This window comes from Amycolatopsis sp. SB7-3 (genome assembly GCF_041021335.1).
In the GTDB taxonomy this organism is placed as follows: Bacteria; Actinomycetota; Actinomycetes; order Mycobacteriales; family Pseudonocardiaceae; genus Amycolatopsis; species Amycolatopsis japonica.
The window spans coordinates 1,587,701-1,610,132 of sequence record NZ_JBFPJQ010000001.1 but is presented as its reverse complement, the minus strand read 5'-3'; the positions used below and the strand labels follow the sequence as shown (position 1 = coordinate 1,610,132).

The 22,432-nt window shown below is 69.4% G+C and carries 22 protein-coding genes and 1 riboswitch; of the genes, 11 read left to right on the top strand and 11 right to left on the bottom strand.

Annotated elements, in window-relative coordinates; translation table 11 throughout:
* The gene (locus tag AB8M46_RS07830; protein WP_037335528.1) at positions 1–759 is read left to right on the top strand and encodes a thiazole synthase; all 759 of its coding nucleotides are present in this window, start codon (positions 1–3) and stop codon (positions 757–759) included.
* 109 nt (positions 760–868) lie between these two features.
* Entirely contained in the window at positions 869–1,303 is a 435-nt protein-coding gene (locus tag AB8M46_RS07825; protein WP_037335529.1) for a MarR family winged helix-turn-helix transcriptional regulator, read from the top strand.
* Here the strand turns inward: AB8M46_RS07825 and AB8M46_RS07820 are convergent.
* Entirely contained in the window at positions 1,281–2,078 is a 798-nt protein-coding gene (locus tag AB8M46_RS07820; protein ID WP_037335532.1) for an ion transporter, read from the bottom strand. The genes AB8M46_RS07825 and AB8M46_RS07820 overlap by 23 nt on opposite strands.
* 26 nt (positions 2,079–2,104) lie before the next feature.
* Positions 2,105–2,935, bottom strand: a complete 831-nt coding sequence (gene thiD, locus AB8M46_RS07815) for a bifunctional hydroxymethylpyrimidine kinase/phosphomethylpyrimidine kinase (RefSeq protein ID WP_037335535.1) — start codon at positions 2,933–2,935, stop codon at positions 2,105–2,107.
* Between the two features lie 149 nt (positions 2,936–3,084).
* Here thiD (AB8M46_RS07815) and AB8M46_RS07810 point away from each other — a divergent pair, with 149 nt between their 5' ends.
* Positions 3,085–4,602: an alkaline phosphatase family protein gene (locus AB8M46_RS07810; RefSeq protein WP_394359943.1), complete on the top strand. Its 1,518-nt coding sequence runs from the start codon at positions 3,085–3,087 to the stop codon at positions 4,600–4,602.
* Between the two features lie 70 nt (positions 4,603–4,672).
* On the opposite strand, the gene thiD (AB8M46_RS07805) is transcribed toward AB8M46_RS07810, so the two are convergent.
* Together thiD (AB8M46_RS07805) and thiC are read right to left on the bottom strand one after the other, a co-directional pair.
* Positions 4,673–5,488 carry a bifunctional hydroxymethylpyrimidine kinase/phosphomethylpyrimidine kinase gene (gene thiD / locus AB8M46_RS07805; protein WP_394359942.1) on the bottom strand — a complete coding sequence of 272 codons (816 nt, stop codon included), beginning with the start codon at positions 5,486–5,488 and terminating at the stop codon, positions 4,673–4,675.
* The gene (gene thiC / locus AB8M46_RS07800; RefSeq protein ID WP_052120328.1) at positions 5,485–7,128 is read right to left on the bottom strand and encodes a phosphomethylpyrimidine synthase ThiC; all 1,644 of its coding nucleotides are present in this window, start codon (positions 7,126–7,128) and stop codon (positions 5,485–5,487) included. Before thiC ends, thiD (AB8M46_RS07805) begins: the two co-directional genes overlap by 4 nt.
* A riboswitch (TPP riboswitch) is annotated at positions 7,122–7,252 on the bottom strand. It overlaps the preceding gene by 7 nt.
* A 162-nt stretch (positions 7,253–7,414) precedes the next feature.
* Between thiC and AB8M46_RS07795 the strand changes: the two genes are divergently transcribed.
* Entirely contained in the window at positions 7,415–9,583 is a 2,169-nt protein-coding gene (locus AB8M46_RS07795; protein WP_394359941.1) for a glycoside hydrolase family 15 protein, read from the top strand.
* 79 nt (positions 9,584–9,662) lie between these two features.
* Here the strand turns inward: AB8M46_RS07795 and AB8M46_RS07790 are convergent, their stop codons facing one another.
* Positions 9,663–10,229 carry a peptide deformylase gene (locus AB8M46_RS07790; protein WP_037335552.1) on the bottom strand — a complete coding sequence of 189 codons (567 nt, stop codon included), beginning with the start codon at positions 10,227–10,229 and terminating at the stop codon, positions 9,663–9,665.
* A gap of 158 nt (positions 10,230–10,387) precedes the next feature.
* Here AB8M46_RS07790 and AB8M46_RS07785 point away from each other — a divergent pair, with 158 nt between their 5' ends.
* Both AB8M46_RS07785 and AB8M46_RS07780 read left to right on the top strand, forming a co-directional pair.
* A complete protein-coding gene (locus tag AB8M46_RS07785) occupies positions 10,388–10,699 on the top strand; it encodes a DUF3263 domain-containing protein (RefSeq protein ID WP_005160574.1) in 312 nt (103 codons plus the stop codon).
* A complete protein-coding gene (locus AB8M46_RS07780; protein WP_394359940.1) occupies positions 10,696–11,328 on the top strand; it encodes a LytR C-terminal domain-containing protein in 633 nt (210 codons plus the stop codon). The genes AB8M46_RS07785 and AB8M46_RS07780 overlap by 4 nt, the downstream gene beginning before the upstream one ends.
* Positions 11,329–11,382: 54 nt before the next feature.
* Here the strand turns inward: AB8M46_RS07780 and AB8M46_RS07775 are convergent, their stop codons facing one another.
* Positions 11,383–13,662, bottom strand: a complete 2,280-nt coding sequence (locus tag AB8M46_RS07775) for an AAA family ATPase (RefSeq protein ID WP_394359939.1) — start codon at positions 13,660–13,662, stop codon at positions 11,383–11,385.
* Positions 13,663–13,675: 13 nt separating this feature from the next.
* A complete protein-coding gene (locus tag AB8M46_RS07770) occupies positions 13,676–14,290 on the bottom strand; it encodes a nitroreductase family protein (protein ID WP_394359938.1) in 615 nt (204 codons plus the stop codon).
* Positions 14,291–14,370: 80 nt separating this feature from the next.
* Here AB8M46_RS07770 and AB8M46_RS07765 point away from each other — a divergent pair, with 80 nt between their 5' ends.
* Positions 14,371–15,012, top strand: a complete 642-nt coding sequence (locus AB8M46_RS07765) for a TetR/AcrR family transcriptional regulator (protein ID WP_037335561.1) — start codon at positions 14,371–14,373, stop codon at positions 15,010–15,012.
* 252 nt (positions 15,013–15,264) lie between these two features.
* Here AB8M46_RS07765 and pssA read toward each other — a convergent pair whose 3' ends face one another.
* The 3 genes from pssA to AB8M46_RS07750 all read right to left on the bottom strand — a co-directional run bounded on the left by pssA (position 15,265) and on the right by AB8M46_RS07750 (position 17,727).
* The gene (gene pssA, locus AB8M46_RS07760) at positions 15,265–16,236 is read right to left on the bottom strand and encodes a CDP-diacylglycerol--serine O-phosphatidyltransferase (protein ID WP_037335564.1); all 972 of its coding nucleotides are present in this window, start codon (positions 16,234–16,236) and stop codon (positions 15,265–15,267) included.
* Positions 16,237–16,239: 3 nt separating this feature from the next.
* On the bottom strand, positions 16,240–16,968 hold the full coding sequence (locus AB8M46_RS07755) for a phosphatidylserine decarboxylase (protein ID WP_038507807.1): 729 nt from the start codon (positions 16,966–16,968) through the stop codon (positions 16,240–16,242).
* A 477-nt stretch (positions 16,969–17,445) separates the two neighbouring features.
* Positions 17,446–17,727 carry a GlsB/YeaQ/YmgE family stress response membrane protein gene (locus tag AB8M46_RS07750; protein WP_039923570.1) on the bottom strand — a complete coding sequence of 94 codons (282 nt, stop codon included), beginning with the start codon at positions 17,725–17,727 and terminating at the stop codon, positions 17,446–17,448.
* A gap of 81 nt (positions 17,728–17,808) precedes the next feature.
* Between AB8M46_RS07750 and AB8M46_RS07745 the strand changes: the two genes are divergently transcribed.
* Positions 17,809–18,372, top strand: a complete 564-nt coding sequence (locus tag AB8M46_RS07745) for a helix-turn-helix transcriptional regulator (protein WP_037335572.1) — start codon at positions 17,809–17,811, stop codon at positions 18,370–18,372.
* Complete coding sequence (locus AB8M46_RS07740) at positions 18,369–19,613, top strand: MFS transporter (protein WP_394359937.1); 1,245 nt, start codon at positions 18,369–18,371, stop codon at positions 19,611–19,613. Before AB8M46_RS07745 ends, AB8M46_RS07740 begins: the two co-directional genes overlap by 4 nt.
* 192 nt (positions 19,614–19,805) lie before the next feature.
* On the opposite strand, the gene glp is transcribed toward AB8M46_RS07740, so the two are convergent.
* The gene (gene glp / locus AB8M46_RS07735) at positions 19,806–20,999 is read right to left on the bottom strand and encodes a gephyrin-like molybdotransferase Glp (protein WP_394359936.1); all 1,194 of its coding nucleotides are present in this window, start codon (positions 20,997–20,999) and stop codon (positions 19,806–19,808) included.
* Positions 21,000–21,073: 74 nt separating this feature from the next.
* Between glp and AB8M46_RS07730 the strand changes: the two genes are divergently transcribed.
* Together AB8M46_RS07730 and AB8M46_RS07725 are read left to right on the top strand one after the other, a co-directional pair.
* Positions 21,074–21,751: a TIGR00266 family protein gene (locus tag AB8M46_RS07730; RefSeq protein WP_037335581.1), complete on the top strand. Its 678-nt coding sequence runs from the start codon at positions 21,074–21,076 to the stop codon at positions 21,749–21,751.
* A 4-nt stretch (positions 21,752–21,755) separates the two neighbouring features.
* Positions 21,756–22,379, top strand: a complete 624-nt coding sequence (locus tag AB8M46_RS07725; RefSeq protein ID WP_037335590.1) for an AIM24 family protein — start codon at positions 21,756–21,758, stop codon at positions 22,377–22,379.
* Positions 22,380–22,432: the final 53 nt, after the last annotated feature.

The window sequence follows — 22,432 nt, the reverse complement described above, 5'->3', positions numbered from 1 at the left end:
ATGAACGGTGACGAACTCGTCATCGGCGAGCACAAACTCTCGTCGCGGCTGATCATCGGCACCGGCGGCGCGGGCAACCTCGCCGTGCTGGAACGCGCGCTGGTGGCGTCCGGGACGGAACTGACCACCGTCGCCATGCGCAAGGCCGACGCCGAAGGCGGCTCCGGTGTCCTCGAACTGCTTCGGCGGCTTGGCATCCGCCTGCTGCCCAACACCGCCGGTTGCCGCACTGCCGCCGAAGCGGTCCTCACCGCGCAGCTCGCCCGCGAAGCACTCGAAACCGACCTCATCAAGCTGGAGGTCCACGCCGACGACCGCACGCTGCTGCCCGACCCGTTCGAGACCCTCGACGCGGCCGAACAGCTCGCCGCGGACGGTTTCACCGTGCTCGCGTACACCAACGACGACCCGGTGCTGGCGCTGCGGCTGGAGGAGGCGGGCTGTGCGGCGGTGATGCCGCTCGGCGCGCCCATCGGCACCGGTCTCGGCATCCGGAACCCGCACAACATCGAGCTGATCGTGTCGCGCGCCGGGGTCCCGGTGATCCTCGACGCCGGGATCGGCACGGCTTCCGACGCGACGCTGGCGATGGAGCTCGGCTGCGACGCCGTCCTGCTCTCCACCGCCGTGACCAGGGCCGCGGATCCGGAACGGATGGCATCGGCGATGCGGGCCGCCGTCACCGCCGGGCGGCTGGCCGCCGGCGCGGGGCGGATCCCGCAGCGGTTCTGGGCGCACGCTTCGAGCCCTCCTCGATAACCCTTTTGTACGGTTCACGGCCTTGACCGCGAGTACGCCCCCGGAGCCCGTATGGTTGACGGCACTTTCCGGAGGCGCACCCGCCGCCGTGTACCCAGAGGAGCCAGTGGTGACCACGTCAACGGTCCAGGACGTTTCGGGCAGGTTGTTCCTGGCGGTGGGCAGGCTGTCCCGGTCACTGCGGCAGGCCGGCGTGCCCGGGCCAGGCCACGGTGCGATTTCCGCGCTCGCGACGCTCGTGCACCACGGGCAGCTCCGTCTGGGGGATCTCGCGGCGAAGGAAGGCGTCGCCGCGGCCACCATGTCGAGGATCGTCGCTTCGCTGGTCGAAGCGGGCTACGTCAGCCGTGAATCGGACCCGATCGACAGGCGCGCCTGGCTCGCGGAGGCCACCGAAGAGGGCGAGAGGCTGGTTTCCGGCGTCCGGTCGACGCGGGTGAACGAACTCGGCAAACGCCTCGAACGGCTGACTCCGGAGCACCAGGCGGCCTTGGCGGCGGCTCTCCCGGCGCTCGAAGCGCTTATTGCCGACGAAGAGCGCTGACTTCCGCCCGAAGAGCGCGAAGCTCGTCGAGGATCTCCTTGTTGGCCTGAGCCTGGGTTTCGGCTTGCTTCGCCTCTTCCTCGCGGATGTCCTGGCGAAGCTCGTCCTCCATCCCGCTGACCACCACGGCGATGAAGAGGTTCAGCACCGCGAAGCTGGACACGAGGATGTAGACCACGAAGAACACCCAGGCCATGGGTGCTTCCTTCATGATCTCCTTCGCGATGTCCGGCCACGCCTCGCCCGTCATCACCTGGAAGAGCGTGAACAGCGAAGTGCCGAGGTCGCCGAAGTTCTCCGGTGAGATCGCGCCGAACAGTTTCGTCGCCATCACGCCCGCGACGAAGATGATCAACGCGAGGAGCGCGGCGATCGAAGCCATCCCGGGGATCGACGCGAGCAGGCCGGTGACGACCTTCCGCATCGACGGCACGACCGAGATCAGCCGCAGCACCCGAAGGACCCGCAACGCCCGCAGCACCGCGAACGGGCCGGTCGTGGGGATCACCGCGATGCCGACGACGAGCAGGTCGAAGATGTTCCACGGGTCGCGGAAGAACTTCGCGCGGTAGGCGTAGAGCTTCGCACCGAGCTCGAGGACGAAGATCCCGAGCGCGACGTAGTCGACCGTGTGCAGCAGCGACCCGTACTCGGCGACCATCCTGGTCGAGGTCTCCAGGCCGAGGGTGACGGCGTTGAAGACGATCACCGCGATGATGAAGTTCTGGAAGCGGCGGTCTTCGACGACCCTGGCCACCGTTTCGCGTCCCGTCACGGCGCAGATGGTAACCGTCCGTGCGCTCAGTGCTCCGGCGCAAGCCGCCAAAACGCCGAAACCGGACCGACCTTCGCACCCATCGGGTAGGCGTTTTCGACCGCGTGTGAGACGAACCACTTGCCGTAGCGGGCGGCCTCGACGACGGACATCCCCTTCGCGAGACCGGCCGTCAGCGCCGACGCCATCGTGTCCCCGGCGCCGTGCGTGTGCTGCGTGGCGTATCGCTCACCCGGCAGCTCGACGAACGTGGAGCCGTCGAAGAGCACGTCGACGCACTCCGGGTCGGAGACGAGGTGCCCGCTCTTCACGAGCACGTACTTCGGCCCGAGCCGGTGCAGGACGACGGCCGCCTGGTGCATCTGCTCGCGGGTGGTCACGGTCATCCCGGTCAGCAGGCGGACCTCGTCGAGGTTCGGCGTGAGGACGGTCGCGCGCGGCAGGAGTTCGTCGCGCAGCGCCACCAGCCCGGCCTCGTCGAACAGCGGATGCCCGTGCATCGACGCCGCGACCGGGTCGACCACGAACGGCACCTTGCTGTCGCGGCCGATCTCGGCCTTGTCGCAGGCCGCGGCGACGGCGTGGATGATCTCCGCCGAGGCGAGCATGCCGGTCTTGGCCGCGTTGACGCCCATGTCGGCCGCGACCGCCTCGATCTGCCCGGCGACGATATGCGCCGGGATGTCGGTGCGGTCGTGCACGCCGAGGGTGTTCTGAACGGTCACCGCGGTGACCGCGACCAGACCGTGCACCCCGCAGGTGAGGAACGTGCGCAGGTCGGCCTGCAGGCCGGCGGCACCGCCGGAGTCGGACCCCGCGATGGTCAGCGCCGACGGCGGGCTCGGGTTCTCGCTCATGGGTCCATTTTCCATGTGCGATCTCAGACGGTCAGGACGAGCTTCCGTCGGCTGACGTCCTCCGCGAAGGCACGCGGACTTCATCGGGAAGTCGGTTCGGCGCACTAACTTGACGAACAATTGGTTCGAACAAGTTACCGGAGGCTTTCGTGCGCAGAACGCTTTCCCTCCTCGCGGTCTTGGTGGCCGTCGCCGGGCTGACGTCCGGCGTCGCCGTCGCCGCGGCCAAAACGCCCAAGGTGCTGGTCATCGGCCTGGACGGCGCCCGGTTCGACAAGCTGATGGCCGCCGACACCCCGAACGTCCACCCGCTGGCGAACCGCGGGTACGTGTCGCGCAGTTCGTTGTACGGCAGCGGGATGGCGCCGACGGTCAGCGGCCCCGGCTGGTCCACGATCCTCACCGGTGTCTGGCCGGACAAGCACAAGGTGAAGGACAACTCTTTCACCGGCGACGATCTCGCCTCGCATCCGAGCTGGCTCGCGCGCGCCGAAACCGCGAACCCGGCGCTCGACACCTACGCGGCGGTCGACTGGACGCCGATCGGCGACCGGATCCTGCGCACCGGCCAGGACCGCAAGTTCGTCCTGAACGGCGACAGCGCGGGCTACGAGAAGACCGACGAGCAGGTGGCCGTCGACGCGGAGAAGCATCTCAAGCAGGACAAGGCCGACGCCTCGTTCGTCTACTTCGGACAGACGGACATCGCCGGCCACGAGCACGGCGCGGACTCCTCGCAGTACGAAGCCAGTCTGCGCACCGACGACGCGTTGATCGGACGCCTGCTCGCCGCCGTCGACGCCCGGCCGGCCCGCGCGGACGAGGACTGGCTGATCATGATCTCCGCCGACCACGGCCACACGGCCTCCGGCGGACACGGTGGTGACAGCCCCGAGGAGCGGATGACCTTCGTGATCGCCGCGGGCGGTGCGGTTCCGGCCGGAACCCCCGCCGTGGCACCGAAGATCGTCGACATCGCACCGACGGTGCTGCGGCATCTGGGTATCGCGGCTCCGGCGGTCTACGACGGCTACCCGCTCGGCGCCGCGCCTTTGGACGTTTTCGACACCGCCGTTCTGAAGCCCCGGCAGGACGAAACCGGTGTCCCGGCCGGAGTGCTCGGCTGGACGCACGACGCACCCGGCGGCTGGAGCGTGCGCAACGCGTCCGGAATGCCCGCCGGTGTGACGGAATGGCAGGGCTGGGCCTTCACGACCGACGACTTCTGGACCCGCACCGCTCCCGGACAGCAGCGTGAGGCGAACGCCCGAGCGCGGGGCATTTTCGCGGTCGCGGACCCGGACGAGTGGGACGACAAGGGTTCGCCCTCGTCGCGTGGAACCTTCGACTCTTCCCTGGTGTCGCCTTCGTTCGACGTCTCCGGAAAGTCCACTGTGGACGTCGCGTTCGTTTCGCACTACCGGCAGGAGGGAACGCAGCGGGGCGCGCTGACGGCGTCGTTCGACGGTGGTCCCGAGCAGAACGTGCTGGCCTACGGGCCGGAGTCCGGGACGGCGAACAAGGGTGGCGACGTGCTTTCGGTGCCGACGTCGGCTTCGGTGAAGGTGCCCGCGGGGGCGCGTTCGGTGAAGCTGACCTGGCGGCTCTACGCGGCGGGGAACGACTGGTACTGGGCGGTGGACGCTCCTCGCCTCACCACTCGCTAACGGATGTCATGAAAGGGCCGTTCAGGACATCTTTCGTCCTGAACGGCCCTTTCATGACATTTCCGCACTCCTACTTCAGTGTCCAGAAGGGTGAAACAGGGCCGACCCCGGCCCCCAGCGGATACGACTCCGCGACGCACCGCTCGATGAACCGCTTCCCCTCGGCGACGGCGGTCGGCACATCGGCCCCCTTCGCCAGCGAGGACGTGATCGCCGAAGCCATCGTGTCCCCGCCACCGTGCGTGTTCCGGGTGTCGAAGCGCGGGCCGCTCAGCTCGACCCAGGATTCCCCGTCGGACAACAGGTCCACGCAGTCCTGGGCGGCGTCGAGATGCCCGCCCTTCACCAGCACCCACTCGGAACCGAACTCCAGCAACGCTTCCGCCGCTTCCCGCTGGGTCCCGGGCCCGGTCACCTCGACGCCGGTCAGCAACCGCACCTCGTCCAGGTTCGGTGTGATCAGCGTGGCGCGCGGGAAGAGTTCGGTGCGGATCGCCTCCAAAGCCTCCTCGCGCAGCAACGCGTGCCCGGTCATCGAAGCGGCGACGGGGTCGACGACGAACGGCGTGCCCGTCGAGCGTCCGATGTGGACTTCATCGAGCGTTTTGGCGACGGCGTTGATGATCTCGGCCGTCGCGAGCATCCCGGTCTTCGCCGCGTCGACGCCCATGTCCGTGGCGACGGCCTTGATCTGGCCGGTGACGACGTCGACCGGGATCTCGCTGAACCCCTGCACGCCCAGCGAGTTCTGCACGGTGACCGCGGTGAGCGCGACCATCCCGTGCACGCCGTTGGCGAAGAAGGTGCGCAGATCGGCCTGGATGCCCGCACCACCACCGGAATCCGATCCGGCGATGGTGAGGGCCGTCCTGGGTGTGGCTGTCACTGATTGACCACCGGCAGGTACACCTTGTTGCCCTGCTCGGCGAATTCGTTCGACTTCTCCTCCATGCCGGCCTCGATGGCCTCCACAGTGGACAGTCCGTGTTCCTCGGCGTACTTGCGGACGTCCTGCGTGATGCGCATCGAGCAGAACTTCGGCCCGCACATCGAGCAGAAGTGCGCCGTCTTCGCAGGTTCCGCGGGCAGCGTCTCGTCGTGGTACGAACGCGCGGTGTCCGGGTCCAGCGACAGGTTGAACTGGTCGTTCCAGCGGAATTCGAAGCGGGCCTTGGACAGCTCGTCGTCCCACTCCTGCGCGTACTGGTGGCCCTTGGCGAGGTCGGCGGCGTGCGCGGCGATCTTGTAGGTGATGACGCCGGTCTTCACGTCGTCGCGGTTCGGCAGGCCGAGGTGCTCCTTCGGCGTGACGTAGCAGAGCATCGCCGTGCCGTACCAGCCGATCTGCGCCGCGCCGATGGCCGAGGTGATGTGGTCGTACGCCGGCGCGATGTCGGTGGCGAGCGGGCCGAGGGTGTAGAACGGTGCCTCGCCGGTCAGCTTCTCCTCGAGTTCGACGTTCTCCTTGATCTTGTGCATCGGCACGTGGCCGGGGCCCTCGATCATCACCTGGACGTCGTGCTCGCGGGCGATGTGCGTGAGCTCGCCCAGCGTCTCCAGTTCGGCGAACTGCGCGCGGTCGTTCGCGTCGGCGATCGAGCCCGGCCGCAGGCCGTCACCGAGGGAGAAGGTGACGTCGTACTCGCGCAGGATCTCGCAGAGTTCGGCGAAATTGGTGTACAGGAACGATTCCTTGTGGTGCGCGAGGCACCACGCCGCCATGATCGAACCGCCGCGCGAGACGATGCCGGTGACCCGGCGCGCTGTCAGCGGGATGTAGCGCAGCAGCACCCCCGCGTGCACGGTGACGTAGTCGACGCCCTGTTCGCACTGCTCGATGATCGTGTCGCGGTAGACCTCCCACGACAGTTTTTCCGGCTCCCCGTTGACCTTTTCCAGCGCCTGGTAGATCGGCACGGTGCCGACCGGGACCGGCGAGTTGCGGATGATCCACTCGCGCGTCTCGTGGATCCGCTTGCCGGTGGAGAGGTCCATGATCGTGTCGGCGCCCCAGCGGGTGGCCCACACCATCTTGTCGACCTCTTCCTCCACGGAGGACCAGACGGCCGAGTTGCCCATGTTGGCGTTGATCTTCACCAGGAAGTTCTTGCCGATGATCATCGGCTCGGTCTCCGGGTGCTTGCGGTTGGCGGGGATCACCGCGCGACCGCGCGCGACCTCGTCCCGCACGAATTCCGGCGAGCAGCGCTCGCGTGCCGCGACGTACTCCATCTCGCGGGTGATGACGCCCTGTTTCGCCCAGCCGAGCTGGGTGTTGTGCTCACGACCGTCGGCCCATCCGGCGCGCAGCCGGTGAAGTCCACTGTGGACGTCGATCTGCGCGTCGTCGTCGGTGTACGGGCCGGAGGTGTCGTAAACGTCGAAATGCTCGCCGTTCGAAAGATCGATCCGCCTCGCGGGGACCCGGAGCCCGGATTCCGTCTGGTGATAGACCTTCCGGGAACCGGTGATCGGACCGGTGGTCACGGTCGGCTTGATGCCCTGGGCATTCTCAAGCGTCGTCAACGACGTTCACTCCCTACGCCGGCATTACCCGGTCAGGTTCATGCGGTCGGCGGCGCCGGGTCCTCTAGAAAGACACCAGCCGCCCTCTCAGCCCGCCATGGCGCGAGCTCCCGCGGTTGTTTGGTTGTGCCCCGACCATGCCACGCCGGGGCCGGATCAATCAACCCGCCCTCGGGTGACGACTTGTCGACAGCGTTGACGGTTCACCGGTTCGGGTCCTGTGCGCGCCGGGGATTCACGACAGAATCCCGGAGATTCTGCACCGTTACAGAAGTCTGGGGTGGATATGCGGAAACTCGTGCTCCCGGCATTGGCGGGCGTGGTGGTCGCGGGGCTGGTCCCGGCGGTCGCCGAGGCTCAGGGAGGTGAGGCGCCAGGTGCGCCAGGCGCTCATCCGAGCTGGCTCCCGGCCGACAAGACCGGCTTCGGCACCGCCCGCGAACGGGCGAGCAACGTCTGGTTCACCCTGCAGGGCGGCCGGATGTCCGAGGTCTACTACCCGGATCTGTCGACGCCGGGCGTGCGGTCGCTGGATCTCGTCGTGACCGACGGGACGAGCTTCGCGACCGTCGATTCCTCGGCCAAGGCCCAGCAGGTGCGCCGCACCGGCGGACTCACCTACGAACAGACCGTCACCGACGACCAGCGTCGTTGGAAGCTCCGCAAGACCTACGTCACCGACCCGGCGCGCGCGAGTGTGCTGATCGACGTCGACTTCGTTTCGCTGACCGGCCGCCCGTACCAGGTGTACGCGGTCGCGGATCCCGATCTCACCAACGAAGGATCCGACGACTCCGCGCGCTCACAGGGTGCGAGCGCGGTCGCTTCGGATGCGAAGACGGCGGCCGCGCTGGCGGCGGAACCGGCGTTCTCGCGGACTTCCGTCGGCTTCGCGGGCTTCTCCGACGGCGTCACGCAGCTGACGAAATCCTTCAGCCTCAAGCATTACGCGACCGCGGCCAAGGGCAACGTGCTGATCACCGGGCAGACCTCCGCCGACGGTGTCCGCTCACGTGACTTCACGCTTTCGCTGGGCATGGGCGCGAAGGACTCCGACGCGCTCGCCAATGCGAAAGCCTCTCTGCGGCGTGGATTCGCCGACGCCGCCCGCGCGTACGACCGGGGCTGGACGAAGTACCTCCGTCAGGTGAAGGACGCGCCCTCCTCGTTGAAGACCAAGCGGGAGCGCGATCTCTATCAGGCGTCCGTGCTCATGCTCGCCGCGAGCGAGGACAAGATCCACCAGGGGGCGCTCATCGCGTCGCCGAGCATGCCGTGGCGGTTCGGGAACAACGACCCCGAATGGTCGCCGTCGGGTACTTACCACCTGGTCTGGCCGCGTGACCTCTACCAGATCGCGACCGGGCTGCTCGCCGCCGGCGATCGCGACGCCGCGAACCGGTCGGTCGACTACATGTTCGGCACGCAGCAGTTGTCGGACGGACATCTGCCGCAGAACAGCCACGTCGACGGCACGCCGTACTGGACGTCCATCCAGCTCGACGAGACCGCGCTGCCGATCGTGCTCGCGCAGCAACTCGGCCGCACCGACGCGAAGACCTGGCGCGGTGTGCGCAAGGCGGCGGAATTCCTGTTGTCCTACAAGGCGGACAACGGGCACGCGTCGCCGTACAGCCAGCAGGAACGCTGGGAGGAGCAGGACGGCTATTCGCCTTCGACGATCGCCGCGGTGATCGCCGGACTGGTCTGCGCGGCCGATCTCGCCAAGGCGAACGGTGCCGACGCCGACGCGGCGCGCTACCTCGCGACCGCCGACGCCTTCAAGGCGAAACTCGCCCGGTGGACGGTGACCACGAACGGCCCGCTGTCGAAGGACCCGTACTTCGTCCGGCTGACCAAGGACGGCGACGCGGACAACGGCACGAAGTACAACCTGGGCAATTCCAGCGTGACCATGGACCAGCGTGCGGTGACCGACGCCGGATTCCTCGAACTGGTGAGGCTGGGCATCTACCGCGCCGACGATCCGGTGATCACGAACAGCATCAAGGTCACCGACGCCGACATCGCGTTCACCACCCCGACGGGGCAGTTCTGGCACCGCTACACGAAGGACGGATACGGCGAGAAGGCCGACGGCTCGCCGTGGGACTACACGTTCCCGGCCGAAAGCCGGACCACCTTCGGGCGACTGTGGCCGCTGCTCGCGGGTGAACGCGGCGAGTACGACCTCGCCGCCGGTGACCGGGGTACGGCCGCGAAGCGGCTTCGCGACCTCGGACGCGTCAGCAGCTCCGGGGACACGATGCCGGAGCAGGTCTGGGACGAGAACGCGCCTTCGGGGCAGCCGGGCTTCCCGGCGGGCACGCCGACCGCGTCCGCGACGCCGCTGGCCTGGACGCATGCCCAGTACCTCCGGCTCGCGTGGTCGGTGGAGGCCGGGAAGGTGATCGAGCAGCCGCGGGTTGTGCGGTGCCACTTCCTGGGGTGCTGACCCTCGCGTAAATGTCATGAAAGGGCCGTTCAGGACATCTTTCGTCCTGAACGGCCCTTTCATGACATGCGCTGAGGGATCAGTCGTCGGAGGGCTGGGCCTCGGGCAGCCACGAGTTGCCCGGAACGCCCCATTTGTTCGACTTCAGCATCTTCTTCGCCGCGCGGGCGTGCCGCCCGACCAGCCGGTCGAGGTAGATGAAGCCGTCCAGGTGATCGGTCTCGTGCTGCAGGCAGCGCGCGAGGTAGCCGGTTCCTTCTACCTCGATCGGATTGCCCTCGACGTCGAAGCCGGTGACCTTCGCCCACGAAGCGCGCCCTGTCGGGTACGACTCGCCGGGAGCCGACAGGCAGCCTTCCCAGTCGTCGTCCGGATCGGGCATCGTCTCCGGGATCTCCGACGTCTCGAGCTTCGGGTTCACCACGACACCCTTGTGGCGCGTGCCCTCGTCGTCGGGGCAGTCGTAGACGAACACGCGCAGGTCGAGGCCGATCTGGTTGGCCGCGAGGCCCACCCCTTCGGCGGCGTACATGGTCTCGAACATGTCGTCGACGAGGGTGCGCAGCTTGTCGTCGAACTCGGTGATCTCCCGAGTCGGGTTGTGCAGCACGGGCTCGCCGGCGATCACGATGGGATGGACGGTCACGCGCGCAGTTTAGTCGGACCCTTCTGGTAGACCCTTACCCGTGACGCGCCGACGCCGTTACCGAGGCCGGGCGCCGCATCCGTGGTCTAATGGCGCCGCGGAATGACAAGCCTGTGGTTTCACGCCCGCCGAGCACTGACCTGATTGCGAGGAGTCGGATGGACGCCGCGGAGTCGATGGCTGAGCCCGACCAGCCGTCCCCGTCGGAGACCGTGAACGGCCTCAGCGAGCGCGAGCTCGACATGCTCGCGTTCGAACGTCAGTGGTGGAAGTACGCCGGCGCGAAGGAACAGGCCATCCGCGAACGCTTCTCGATGTCGTCGACGCGTTACTACCAGCTGCTGAACCGGCTGCTCGAGAAGACCGAAGCCATGCAGGCCGACCCGATGCTGGTGAAGCGCCTGCGAAAGACGCGAGCGGCCCGGCAGCGCAATCGCGCGGCCCGGCGACTGGGGATCGATCTCTCATGAGTCTGTTTTCGGGCCTGTCCCGGCCGATGAAGGCCGCCGGACTGGCCTTGGTCGGTGTCGCCGTGATCGCCGCCGTGATCGGCGGGATCACCCTGACCAGCGGCGGCGGTGACTCCGACACCGCGACACCGCCCGGCACCACGCCCACGTCCTCGGACGGCGCGACGCAGCCTTCGTCACCGGCGCCGGGCTCGCCTTCGGCCAGCACGCCGCCCGCGTCGTCCTCGGCGCCGCCGTCGAGCGCGCCCGCGAGTTCCGCGCCTCCGGCCAGCCAGCCGGGGCAGACCGGTCAACCGGGCCAGCCCGGTGGCGACCAGCAGGCGTCGCACAAGTGGGTGACGGTGCGCGTTTACAACAACAGCACGATCCAGGGCCTCGCCGAGCAGGCCGCGAAGGATTTCCGCGCCTCCGGCTGGAACGTCTCCGAGGTCAAGGGCTACCCGGGCAGGCTCCCCGAGACGGTGGCCTACTACCGCCCGGGCACCGACGAGGAAGCGGCCGCGAAGGCGCTGGCGCTGGAGTTCGGGTTCCGCGCCGAGCCCCGGTTCAAGGAGATCGAGAACATCGGTCCCGGCGTGATCGTCATCCTCACCAAGGACTACAAGACCAACGACAAAGACGGCTCCTAGCCACGACGGGAAAGGGCCCGCTTCCTCGCAAGGAAGCGGGCCCTTTTCACATGCTCAGACCTGGGTCTGCGCGTACGCCTCCAGGGCGGCGAGCTGGGCCGGGTCGAGCGACGGCCGGACCGTCTCGGCCGCCTTCGTCAGATGCGCGGCGGTGACCTCCTTGGCCTCCAATGACTCCCGCATCGCGGTCAGCGCGGCCTCGCGGATCAGCGCCGCGCAGTCCGCCGCCGAGTAACCGTCCAAAGTGGCCGCATACGCCGCGAGGTCCACATCGGACGCCAGCGGCGTGTTCTTGGCGCTGGCGGCCAAGATCGCCTCACGGGCGTGCGCGTCCGGCGGCGGGACGTAGACGCGGCGCTCCAGCCGTCCTGGCCGCAGCAAGGCCGGGTCGACCAGTTCCGGCCGGTTCGTCGCGCCGAGGACGACGACCTCGCGCATCGGCTCGACACCGTCCAATTCGGTCAGCAGGGCCGCGACGACGCGGTCCGACACACCGGAATCCGACGACTGGCCGCGGCGCGGGGCGAGCGCGTCGATCTCGTCGAGGAAGATCAGCGACGGCGCGGCCTCGGCGGCGCGGCGGAACAGTTCTCGCACCGCGCGCTCGGACTCGCCGACCCATTTGTCCATCAGTTCGGCGCCCTTGACCGCGAACACGTTCAGCGCGCCGGTGCCGGCGAGCGCGCGGACCAGGAACGTCTTGCCACCGCCGGGCGGACCGTACAGGAGCACGCCGCGCGGCGGATCGACGCCGAGGCGCGCGAACGAGTCCGGGTAGCGCAGCGGCCACAGCACCGCCTCGGTGAGCGACTGCTTGACGTCGGTCATGTTGCCGACGTCGTCCAGCGTCAGCCCGCCGGTGGCCAGATTGTCCGAAGTGGACATCGAGATGGGGCGGACCGTGGTGAGCGCGTCGAGCAGGTCCCGCTGGGAGATCCGCGGCTCGTCGGCCTCACGCTGCCGCAGCGCGGCGCGGAGGGCGGCGTCACGGCGGAGCGCGATGAGGTCCGCGGCCACGAAACCGGGGGTGCGCTCGGCGATCGGGCCGACGTCGACACCGGGCTCCAGCGGGGCGTCGCGCAGGAGCACGCGCAGCAGTTCGGTGCGTGTCTTCGCGTCCGGGAGCGGCAGGCCGAGCTCGCGGTCGAGGAGGTCGGCGGCGCGCAGCCTCGGATCGGTGGACTCGGCGCGGCCGGTGGTGGCGACGACGGCGAAACCCTTGGTGCGCAGGGCCTTGCGCAGATCGTCGAGGACGACCGTCGCGAGCGGCGGCGGCTGGGACGCGGGCAGCAGCGCGTCGATGTCGGTGATCAGCAGGACGGCGGGGTCTTCGTCGTGGGTGGCCTGCTCGATCGCTTCACGCAGCCGCGCGGCGGCGACGTTCGGGTCGAGGACGGCGATGTTCGGCGCCGCGAGCGACACCACCCGCACCTTCTCGGCCTGCGCCACGGCGCGGACGAGCGTCGCCTTCCCGACGCCTTCCGGCCCGGACAGCAGGACCCCGAGATGCGCCGACGTCCCGAGTTTCGCCAGCAGCTCCGGGCGGTGGAAGGCCAGGTCGAACCATTCGGCGAGTTTGCGGGCGGCCGCTTCGGAACCGGCGAGGTCCGACAGAGGAGGCACGGTTTCCTCGGCGACCTCGTCGATCCGCTCGTCTTCGACGATCTCCGCGTCGATGAAATCCTCGTGCGGCGTGGCGGGCGTGCTGCGTACCAGCGTCGTCCCGGCGCGGGCGGGCGCGGCGGCGGGGGCGGCCTCGCCGGTGCGGGCGCCGTCACGCCAGCTGACCACAGTGGACGGTCCGACGGCGACCGGCCCCGATGGCTCGGTGGCGGTGACGGTGAGCAGCTCGTTCGTCCACGTCATGCCGATGGCGCGGGAAAGCTGGCCGCGGACCGCGGAGACGTCGGAGCCCGGCGCGGGCGCGAGATCCTGGGGGAGCAGGGAAACGGCGTCGCCGACGGTCAGCACCTTGCCGATCAGGGCGAGCCGCAGGGTGTGCGGGGAGAGCGACACGCTCGCGATACGCGAGCCCGCCACGGTGACCGTTTTCGCGGCCGACACCTCCGCGGGCGCGACGACCACTTCCGAGCCTTCGGTCACGCCGAGGTTCGACATCGTGACGTCGTCGAGGAGGATCACGCCCGGGATCCCCTCGGCGTCCGACGGGGCGGCCAGCGCGGAGCTGACCCGCGCGCCGGTGACGCGGACGGCGTCCCAGGCCATCAGGCCGAGCGCGTCGAGGACTTCGGGGTGCAGCCGGACGACGCCGCGGCGGGAGTCCAGTGCGGACGGGGTGTGCCGGACGGTCAGCGTGATCTGGGGTGCGCTCACCCCGCCACCCTATCTACGCGGACCGTGCCCAGCGGTCGAAGGACAGGATCTCCCCGGCGGGTCGCCTGGCGGCCGGGGAGAAGTCGCGCTGGGTCGTGTAGGCGACCGCGAGCAGGCTGATCTGCGCGACGTCTTCGGGGATTCCGAGCAGTTTCGCGACTTCGGCCTCGCGTGCGGGCAGGTGGTACGCGCACATCGAACTGCCGAGCCCCTTCGACCGCAGCGCGAGCTGGAAGCTCCAGATCGACGGGTACACCGAGCCGTAGTACCCGTTCTGGAGCACGGGATCCTCCGGCGGGCGGCCGATCATGCACGGGATCGCGAGGGCCGGGACGCGGCCGAGGTTGTCGACGAGGTGGCGGGCCGACCGCATGACGGCCTCGCTCGCCAGGTGGCCGTACTTCGCCATGGCCGGGATCGCCTCGGCGCGGACGATCTTCGCGATCTCCGCGCGGAGATCCGGGTCGCGGACGATGACCCAGCGCTGGGCGTCGAGCAGCATCCCCGCGGCGGGCGCCTGCTGCGCGACGCGAACGCAGTCTTCGAGCAGTCCTTCCTCGACCGGCCGGTCGAGGTCGAGTTTGCGGCGGACCGAGCGGGTGGTGGTGAGCAGGGTTTCGGTGTCCATGACATCCCTCCAGGTGACTTACGGCGTAAGCATACGATGTAAGTACTTACGGCGTAAGGGGTGCCGGTAAACTGGGACACATGGCGCTGAGCAGGGAGAAGGTGCTCGACGCCGCATTGCGGCTGGCGGGCGAGCAGGGACTGGCCGGACTGTCGATGCGGAAGCTGGCCGCCGAAGTCGGCGTGGAGGCGATGTCGCTCTACAACCACGTCGCGAACAAGGGCGATCTGCTCGACGGGCTGACCGCGCGGGTCTTCGAGAGTGTGCCACTGCCCGAACCCGGACCGTGGGACGAGCGGCTGCGGGCGCTGACGCATGGCCTGTACACGGCCTTTTCGCGGCATCCGGTGGTGGTGCGGGCGCTCGCGACCGACGCGGCGAATCCGCGTTCGGCGGGCGCACTGAAATTCATCGACGCGATGTTCTCCGCGCTGCTGGACGCCGGGCTCGACGAACGCGGCGCCGCGCGGGGCTACCGGTCGCTGATCGGGCTGGTGTTCGGGGCCGTGCTCACCGAGACGGTGGGGCTTTCCGGTGTCCCGGATCCGTCGGATCTGGAGCGCGCCGAGCCGGTGGTGGCGTGGTTCCAGCGGTCGGTGACCGCGGACGGGCTGCCCTCGCTGCACCGGGCGCTGCCGTCACTGCTGGACGGCGACTGCCTGCAGGACTTCGAGGCCCAGCTGGACCTGGTGATCGGCGGTCTGCGCGCTTCGGTGGGGTGAGCTTCGGCTCGGCTGGTCTGGGCCGGATGTCAGGAAAGGGCCGTTCAGGACACTTTTCGTCCTGAACGGCCCTTTCCTGACACTTCAGCTCCAGCGATCCCCAAGTTGTCCACAGCCCCACCCGCTTGTGGACAACTCCCGCCCCTGGCCCCCGTTTCCCCCGGTCCCGTCCGACACCCTCGGTACGCTGGGCGCGGGGCCGTCCCCCAGGGACGGGCGGGGGGCTGGGAGTGGGCGGTCAGGGCCGGTGAGTCAGCGTTTCCGCAGGCCGATCCGCCGCCACGAGCGGCGCCGCGGGCCCCGGCCGTTGTCCCGGTCCTTGTCGGTCGGGATGGTGCGCGGAGCGCGCGCGACGTGCTGTTCGCCGCGCTGCAGCCGGACCCGCTGAGCGGCGCCGGCCACCACGCGCCGCAGCGGCGGCCGCAGGCCGAGACGGCGGCGGCTCGAAGAACGCCGGATCGCGCGCCGTTCCCGCGGCGGCGCCATCCACGCCTCCGGATGCTTCGCGAGCCAACGGTGCCGGTACACCGAGTACGGGATGTGCGCCAGGTACAGAATCAGCGCGATCGCCAGCGCCACCAACGGGAACTGGATGATCGCGGCGGCCAGCAGGCCCACCCCGACCAGCAGCGGCGCGATCGCCTTGGGCGGCGCCTTCACCGTCTTCAGCGAAAGCGTCGGGATCCGGCTGATCAGCAGCGCGGCGACGGCGATCGTCCACACCCACACCACGTACTGATGCGACCACCAGCCCTGCCCGAACTGCAGCTCCAGGATCAGCGGCAGCATCGCCAGCAGACCACCGGCGGGCGCGGGCACACCGACGAAGAACTCGCCCGCGTACGGCGGCTGCTCGGTGTCCTCGATCAGCGTGTTGAACCGCGCCAGCCGCAGGATCATGCAGACCGCGAAGATCAGCGACGCCACCCAGCCGATCCGCTCGCCCTCCGCGTGCCACACGTACAGCACCAGCGCGGGCGCGACACCGAACGAGATGCCGTCGGACAGCGAGTCGAGCTCCTGGCCCATCTTCGACGTCGCGTCCAGCAGCCGCGCGATCCGGCCGTCGAGACTGTCGAGCACCGCGGCGATCCCGATCGACGCGATCGCCATCGGATAGTTGCCGATCAGCGCGAACTGCACCGACGACAGACCGGCGCACAGGGCGAGCACCGTGATGGCGTTCGGCAGCAGCCGCACGCCGGGAGTGGTCACGCGGACCATGGATCAGCCTTCCGGGTGCGGCGCCGTGGGCAGCTCGGCGATCGGCGTCTCGCCGCCGATCGTGCGCTGGCCCTTCGAGACGAGAACCTTGCTGCCCGGCGGCAGATACAGGTCGACTCGCGAGCCGAAGCGGATGATGCCGTACGTCGCGCCGACGCCGACCTTGTCACCCTCGCGGATCTCACAGAGGATGCGCCGGGCCACCAGCCCGGCGATCTGCACCACGACGAGCTCGTGGCCGTCTTCGGTGCGCATGAGCACGGAGTTGCGCTCGTTGTCGTCGCTCGCCTTGTCCAGGTCCGCAGACAGGAACTTCCCGGGCCGGTACGCGACCCGCTCGATCACCCCCGAGGCCGGGATCCGCTGGACGTGCACGTCGAACACCGACAGGAACACGCTCACCCGCATCCGCGGCTCGGCGGGCAGCCCCAGCTCGGGCGGCGGCACGGCCTCTTCGATCAGCGAGACCAGGCCGTCCGCCGACGCGACCGCGAGGCCGGACTGAGCGGGCGGGACCCGCTTGGGCTCACGGAAGAACGCGGCCGTCGCGGCCGTCGCGAGCGCGCCGACGACACCGAGGCGCTTGGAGAACCTCCGCAGCACCAGCGTCGCGGCGAGACCGCCGAACACGAACGGCCTGCCGGCCGGGTGCATCGGCGGAACGGTCTCGCGGGCCAGCTTCACGGCGTGCGCGAGGGGATTACCAGTGGCTTCCGGCCGGTTGCCGCTCATTGGTCGGGTTCACCGCAGTTCGTGTCGGGGGGTCGGGACAGGAAGAGCCACCACGCTACCGCCCTGTCCGGAGCCGGGCCGTGGCCTCCCCCGGAAGGGTTTCCCCGCGCCGGGTGGGAGGGACCACATCCCGGTAACGGAAGGTCGAAATACGCGATAACTCTAGGTAATTGACGCCGATAGCAGACCTTGAGGACCCTCGAATGCCCGCCAGCCCGGACCCCGCAGGCGAGCGACTCGCCGAGCTGTTCCGCGCCTGGAAGAAGGACATTTCGGCGGCGCCGATGCCGCCGCTCGTCGACCCCGTCCGCGCCGCCTCCGTCATCGCCGAGGCACGCGCGTCCGGATGCATATGCCCCCCGACGGCACATGCATCCGGACGCGGCCACTGGAACTGAGCGAACATCCCACTCTAGTGCCCCGCGCGCCGGTGATCACCGGTCGCGAGAAAACCGTTACCAACGGTTACTCCGTTGATCACCGCCGATACGAGTCGCTCCGCCCGGAGCCGCGCACCAGCCGCAGCAGGGCGAGCAGCACGATCGAACCGAGGATCGCGACGCCGAAGCTGGGGAAGTCGAACTCGAAGGTCCGTTCGGTCCCGGTGGCGAGCCGGTAGATGAAACCGCCGAGGGCCGCGCCCAGCACGCCGATCAGGATGCTGAACAGGCAGCCGCCGCGCCGGTCCGGGCCACCGACCACGACATTGGCCAGCCAGCCGGCGATGGCGCCGAACACGATCCACGAGAAGAAACCCATGCCATCGAGGTTACCGACCCGGATGGAGTAGTACACAAGGGGACTTGTACAATGACTCTTGTGCAACTACTGTTGTGCGTTATGGCCGATCGCGAAGTCCATGAAGTCCACGATTCGAAGGTGCTCGCCGCGATGTCGCATCCGCTGCGGCGCCGCCTGCTCGACGTCCTCCGCCTGGACGGCCCGTGCACGGCTTCCGTGCTCGCCGAACGGACCGGGCAAGCCGTCGGGAACGTCAGTCACCACCTGAAGGTGCTGGCCGCCAGCGATCTCGTCGAGGAGGCGCCGGAACTCGCCCGCGACCGTCGCGAGCGCTGGTGGCGCCGCGTGAGCTACGCGGTGTCCTGGTCGCCTTCGGACTTCCCCGACGACCCGGTCGCGGCCGCCGCCGAATCCCTCGCCCTCGAACGCCAGGTGTCCATGGCGCGCCAATGGTTCGCCGAACGCGACAGCTATCCGGAGGAATGGCATCGCGCCGCCTTCGCCACCGACAGCTGGGCGAAGATGTCGGTCGCCGAGCTGGCCGAGCTCGAACAGAAGGTCCACGAGCTGATCAAGTCCTACAGCGGCCGCGAGATCCCGGACGACGGCCAGGAACGCCGCCCCGTCTTCATCTCCACCCGAGTCGTCCCGGCCCGCCCATGACCACCCGCGAACGCGGCGGATTGCTGCGCTCCAGGGATTTCCGGCTGCTGTGGACCGGCGAGACGACCAGCGTGCTCGGCAGTTCCATCGCCGTCGTCGCGCTGCCGCTCGTCGCGGTGGTCACCCTGCAGGCGAGCACGTTCGCGGTCGGGCTGCTGACCGCGGCCGCCTGGCTGCCGTGGCTGCTGATCGGCCTGCCCGCCGGCGCCTGGGTCGACAGACGGCCGAAACGCCCGGTCATGCTGGTGTGCAACGGCATTTCCCTGCTCGTCTTCCTCAGCGTCCCGGTCGCGGCGTGGTCCGGCCTGCTCACGATGACCCAGCTGATCGTCGTCGCCCTGGCGGGCGGCGTCGCGAAGGTGTTCTTCAACGTCGCGTATCGCGCGTACTTGCCGTCGCTGGTCGACAAGGGACAACTGCAGGAGGCCAACGAAAAGCTGCAGGGCAGCGAATCCGCCGCGCAGATCGGCGGACCGGGGCTCGCCGGGCTCTTGGCGCACTGGTTCGGCGCCGTCGCCGGGGTGTTCGCCGACGCCGTCAGCTTCGGGATTTCCGTGCTGTGCCTGCGATCCATCCGGCATCGGGAGCCCGAGCGCCCGCCGAAGACGCGTTCACGGCTGCGTGACGAGATCCGCGACGGCCTCGTTTTCGTCGTCCACGACCCGTATTTGCTTGTCCTGGCGGTCTTCGGCGCGATCTCGAACGTCGCGCTCATGGGCTACCAGTCGATCGAGGTCGTGTTCCTCGTCCGCGATCTCGGCGTGGGGGAAGGCGCCGCCGGGCTCGTGCTCGCGCTCGTCGGCGCGGGCGGCGTTTTCGGCGCCGCGCTGTCGGGCAAACTCGCCGCGCGGATCGGCACCGCGCGCGCCTTCGTGCTCTGCGAGGCCTTCGGGGCGCTGATGATGCTGCTCGGCCCGCTGGCGAACGGCGGGTGGGGGCTCGCCTTCTTCGTCGCCGCCGGGTTCTCGGTCAGCGCGGGCGTCGTCGGCTCGAACGTCCTCAACGCCACCTTCAGGCAGCGCTACGTCCCGGCCGGGATGTTCGGCCGGGTCACCGCGAGTTCGTCCGTGCTCAGCTTCGGCGCGGTCGCGCTCGGCGGGCTGCTCGGCGGGATCCTCGGCGAAACGGCCGGCGTGCGGCAGACGCTGGGGCTGATGGCCGGACTCGAGGTCGTCGCCGTCTTCGTCCTGCTGTTCACCCCGGTCGGCCGGTGCCGCGACTTCCCGACGGATCGCGTTTAGGCCGTGTCTCTCGAAGCGCGCTTTCGGATTTCCACAGCCGGGCCGCGGCATGGCGGAGCTACTCGCTCAGCCGTGTCGGCGGCCCGCCTCCGCAAATCCGAGGCCTCCGGCCGAAAAGAAACGCGCGCGTGTGTCCTCGCCTGACCTGCCCACTTCAGTTCGGGAGACACCCTTTAGCCCGCTAAACGCAGGTCAGAGCAGGAGGACGTCCACCTCGTCGCCCTGCTCGGCCGAGTCCACGTCCTCCGGCAGCACGATCAGGCAGTTCGCCTGCGTGAACGACGCCAGCAGATGCGAGCCCGGCCCGCCGCGCGGACCGACGATCCCGGTGACCTCACCTTCGGCATGCGTGTAGAAGCCCCGCCGGAACTGACGCCGTCCGGCGGGGGAGGTCATCGCCTCCGTGAGCCGGGCCCGCACCCGCTGCCGGTCGACCCCCGCGTGCCCCATCGCCGCGAGCAACGCCGGCCGCAGGAAGGCTTCGAACGACACGAGCACGCTCACCGGATTGCCCGGCAGCGTCACCACCGGCACGCCGTTCCAGTGGCCGCAGCCCTGCGGCCCACCCGGCTGCATCGCGACCTTCCGGAACTCCACGCCCTGTCCGGTCAGCGCGTCCTTCACGACTTCGTACGCCCCCGCGCTCACGCCGCCCGAGGTCACCAGCAGATCGACGTCCGCCAGCCGCGGCTCGATCACCGAGCGGAACTCGTCCACGTCGTCGACCACACTGCGCACGACCTCGGCCTCGCAGCCGAGCGCGCGGATCGCGGACGCCAGCATGATGCTGTTCGACTCGTAGATCTGCCCGTGCCGCAAGGGTTCCGGCGCGTCGACGAGTTCGGTCCCGGTGGACACCACGAGCACCTTCAACGGCCGGTACACCGGAACCTCGGCGAGTCCGACGGCCGCCGCGAGACCCAGCTGCGCCGGGCCCAGCACCGTCCCCGCGGAAAGCGCCACCGTGCCCTCGACGACGTCCTCGCCCCGGCGCCGGATGTGCGCGCCCAGGACGGCCGTCCTGAGAATCCGGACGTCCGTCACACCGCCGTCCGTGTGCTCCACCATCACCACCGCGTCGGCGCCGGGCGGCAACGGGGCGCCGGTCATGATCCGGTGCGCGGTGCCCGGCTCCAATTTCGTGCTGTCGACCCGCCCCGCGGGGATGTCCTCGGCGACCGGCAGCGTCACGGGCACCTCCGCGACGTCCTCGGCGCGGACGGCGTAACCGTCCATCGCGGAATTGTCGAACGGCGGCAGCGAAACCCCCGCGCGGACGTCCTCGGCGAGCACGAGCCCGGCGGCGGAGGCGAGCGGAAGGCGGATGACGGGGGCGTTTCCGAGCAGGCCGGTGACGGTCTCACGGTGGGCGTCGACGGAGATCACCGGACCATCCTCCCGCCTCGGGCCCCGCATGCAAGACTCTGCGCGTCACAACGACCATCCGGGGAGAAGAAGACATGCAGGTTCAGATCCGTCACCAGCCATCGTTCGCGGTGGCGAGGCTCATCCTCGCCCCGGGCGAGCCGGCGCAGGTCGAGTCGGGCGCGATGATGGCGACGAGTTACGGCGTGCAGGTCCAGTCCCAGGCGCAGGGCGGCATCATGAAGGGCCTCGGCCGCGCCTTCCTCTCCGGCGAGTCCTTCTTCATCTCCACCTACACCGCACCGCAGAACGGCGGCTGGGTCGACGTCGCCGCGAACCTGCCGGGCGACATGCAGATCATCAACCTCGACGGCCGCACCGGCTGGTGCGTCACGCGCGGTTCGTGGCTCGCGTCCTCCCACGGCGTGCAGACCGAGACCAAATGGGGCGGGCTCAAGAACCTCGTCGGCGGCGAGGGCGGCTTCCTGACCCACGCGACGGGACAGGGCCCGCTCGTCGTGGCCTGCTACGGCGCGCTGGAGACAGTCACCCTGCAGCAGGGCGAGGTGATCACCATCGACACCGGGCACGTCGTCGCGTTCGCCGACACCGTGCAGTACCAGATCCGCAAGGTCGCCACCGGCGTCATCCAGTCGATGAAGAGCGGTGAAGGCCTCGTCTTCGACTTCGCCGGTCCGGGCCAGCTGCTCACCCAGACCCGCAACCCGTCGGCGCTGTCCGCCTGGGTGATCGCCCAGGTCCCCTCCCGCTGACCGCATGCGGGTCCAGACGAGGCACACCCCGAACTTCGGGGTCGCACGCGTGCTGCTGTCCCCCGGCGAGGCCGTCCAGGCCGCCGGGGACACCATGCTGGCCAGCAGTTTCGGCATCACCGAAACCGTCCCGTCCCGCGGTGGCTCGCGGGCGGGCAAGGCCGCCCCGTCGGTGTTCAACGCACCGGAGGGCGGCGGCTGGATCGACTTCGCGCCGCTGGCCGCCGGAGACGTCTACCCGCTGGAGTTCACCGGCGGCGGTGGCTGGTGCGTGAGCCGGGACGCGATCCTCGCCCGGCCGGCGACCGTCCGGCACGACCCCGGCTGGGCACCGCTGCAGAAGCTCTTCGGCGCCGATTCCGGTTTCCTGGAGCACTACAGCGGAACCGGCCCGCTCGTACTGGCCGCGCGAGGCCCGGTCGACGCCTTCGAACTCACCGCGGGCGAACTCGTCACCGTGCGGCCGGACTTCCTGCTGGCCTATCCGGACACCGTGCAGTGCCGTCTCCGCGCGGTCGACCAGTCCGGCCCGCAGTCGGTGCGCACCGGCGAAGGGCTCGCGCTGGACTTCGCGGGACCAGGACGCGTCCTCGTGCAAGCGCGCAATAGGCGGCTTTCTCGCGGATGACCTTGGGACGAATTGAGCATTGCCGAAGCCGGTAATTCGGGTAGCGTGAACTG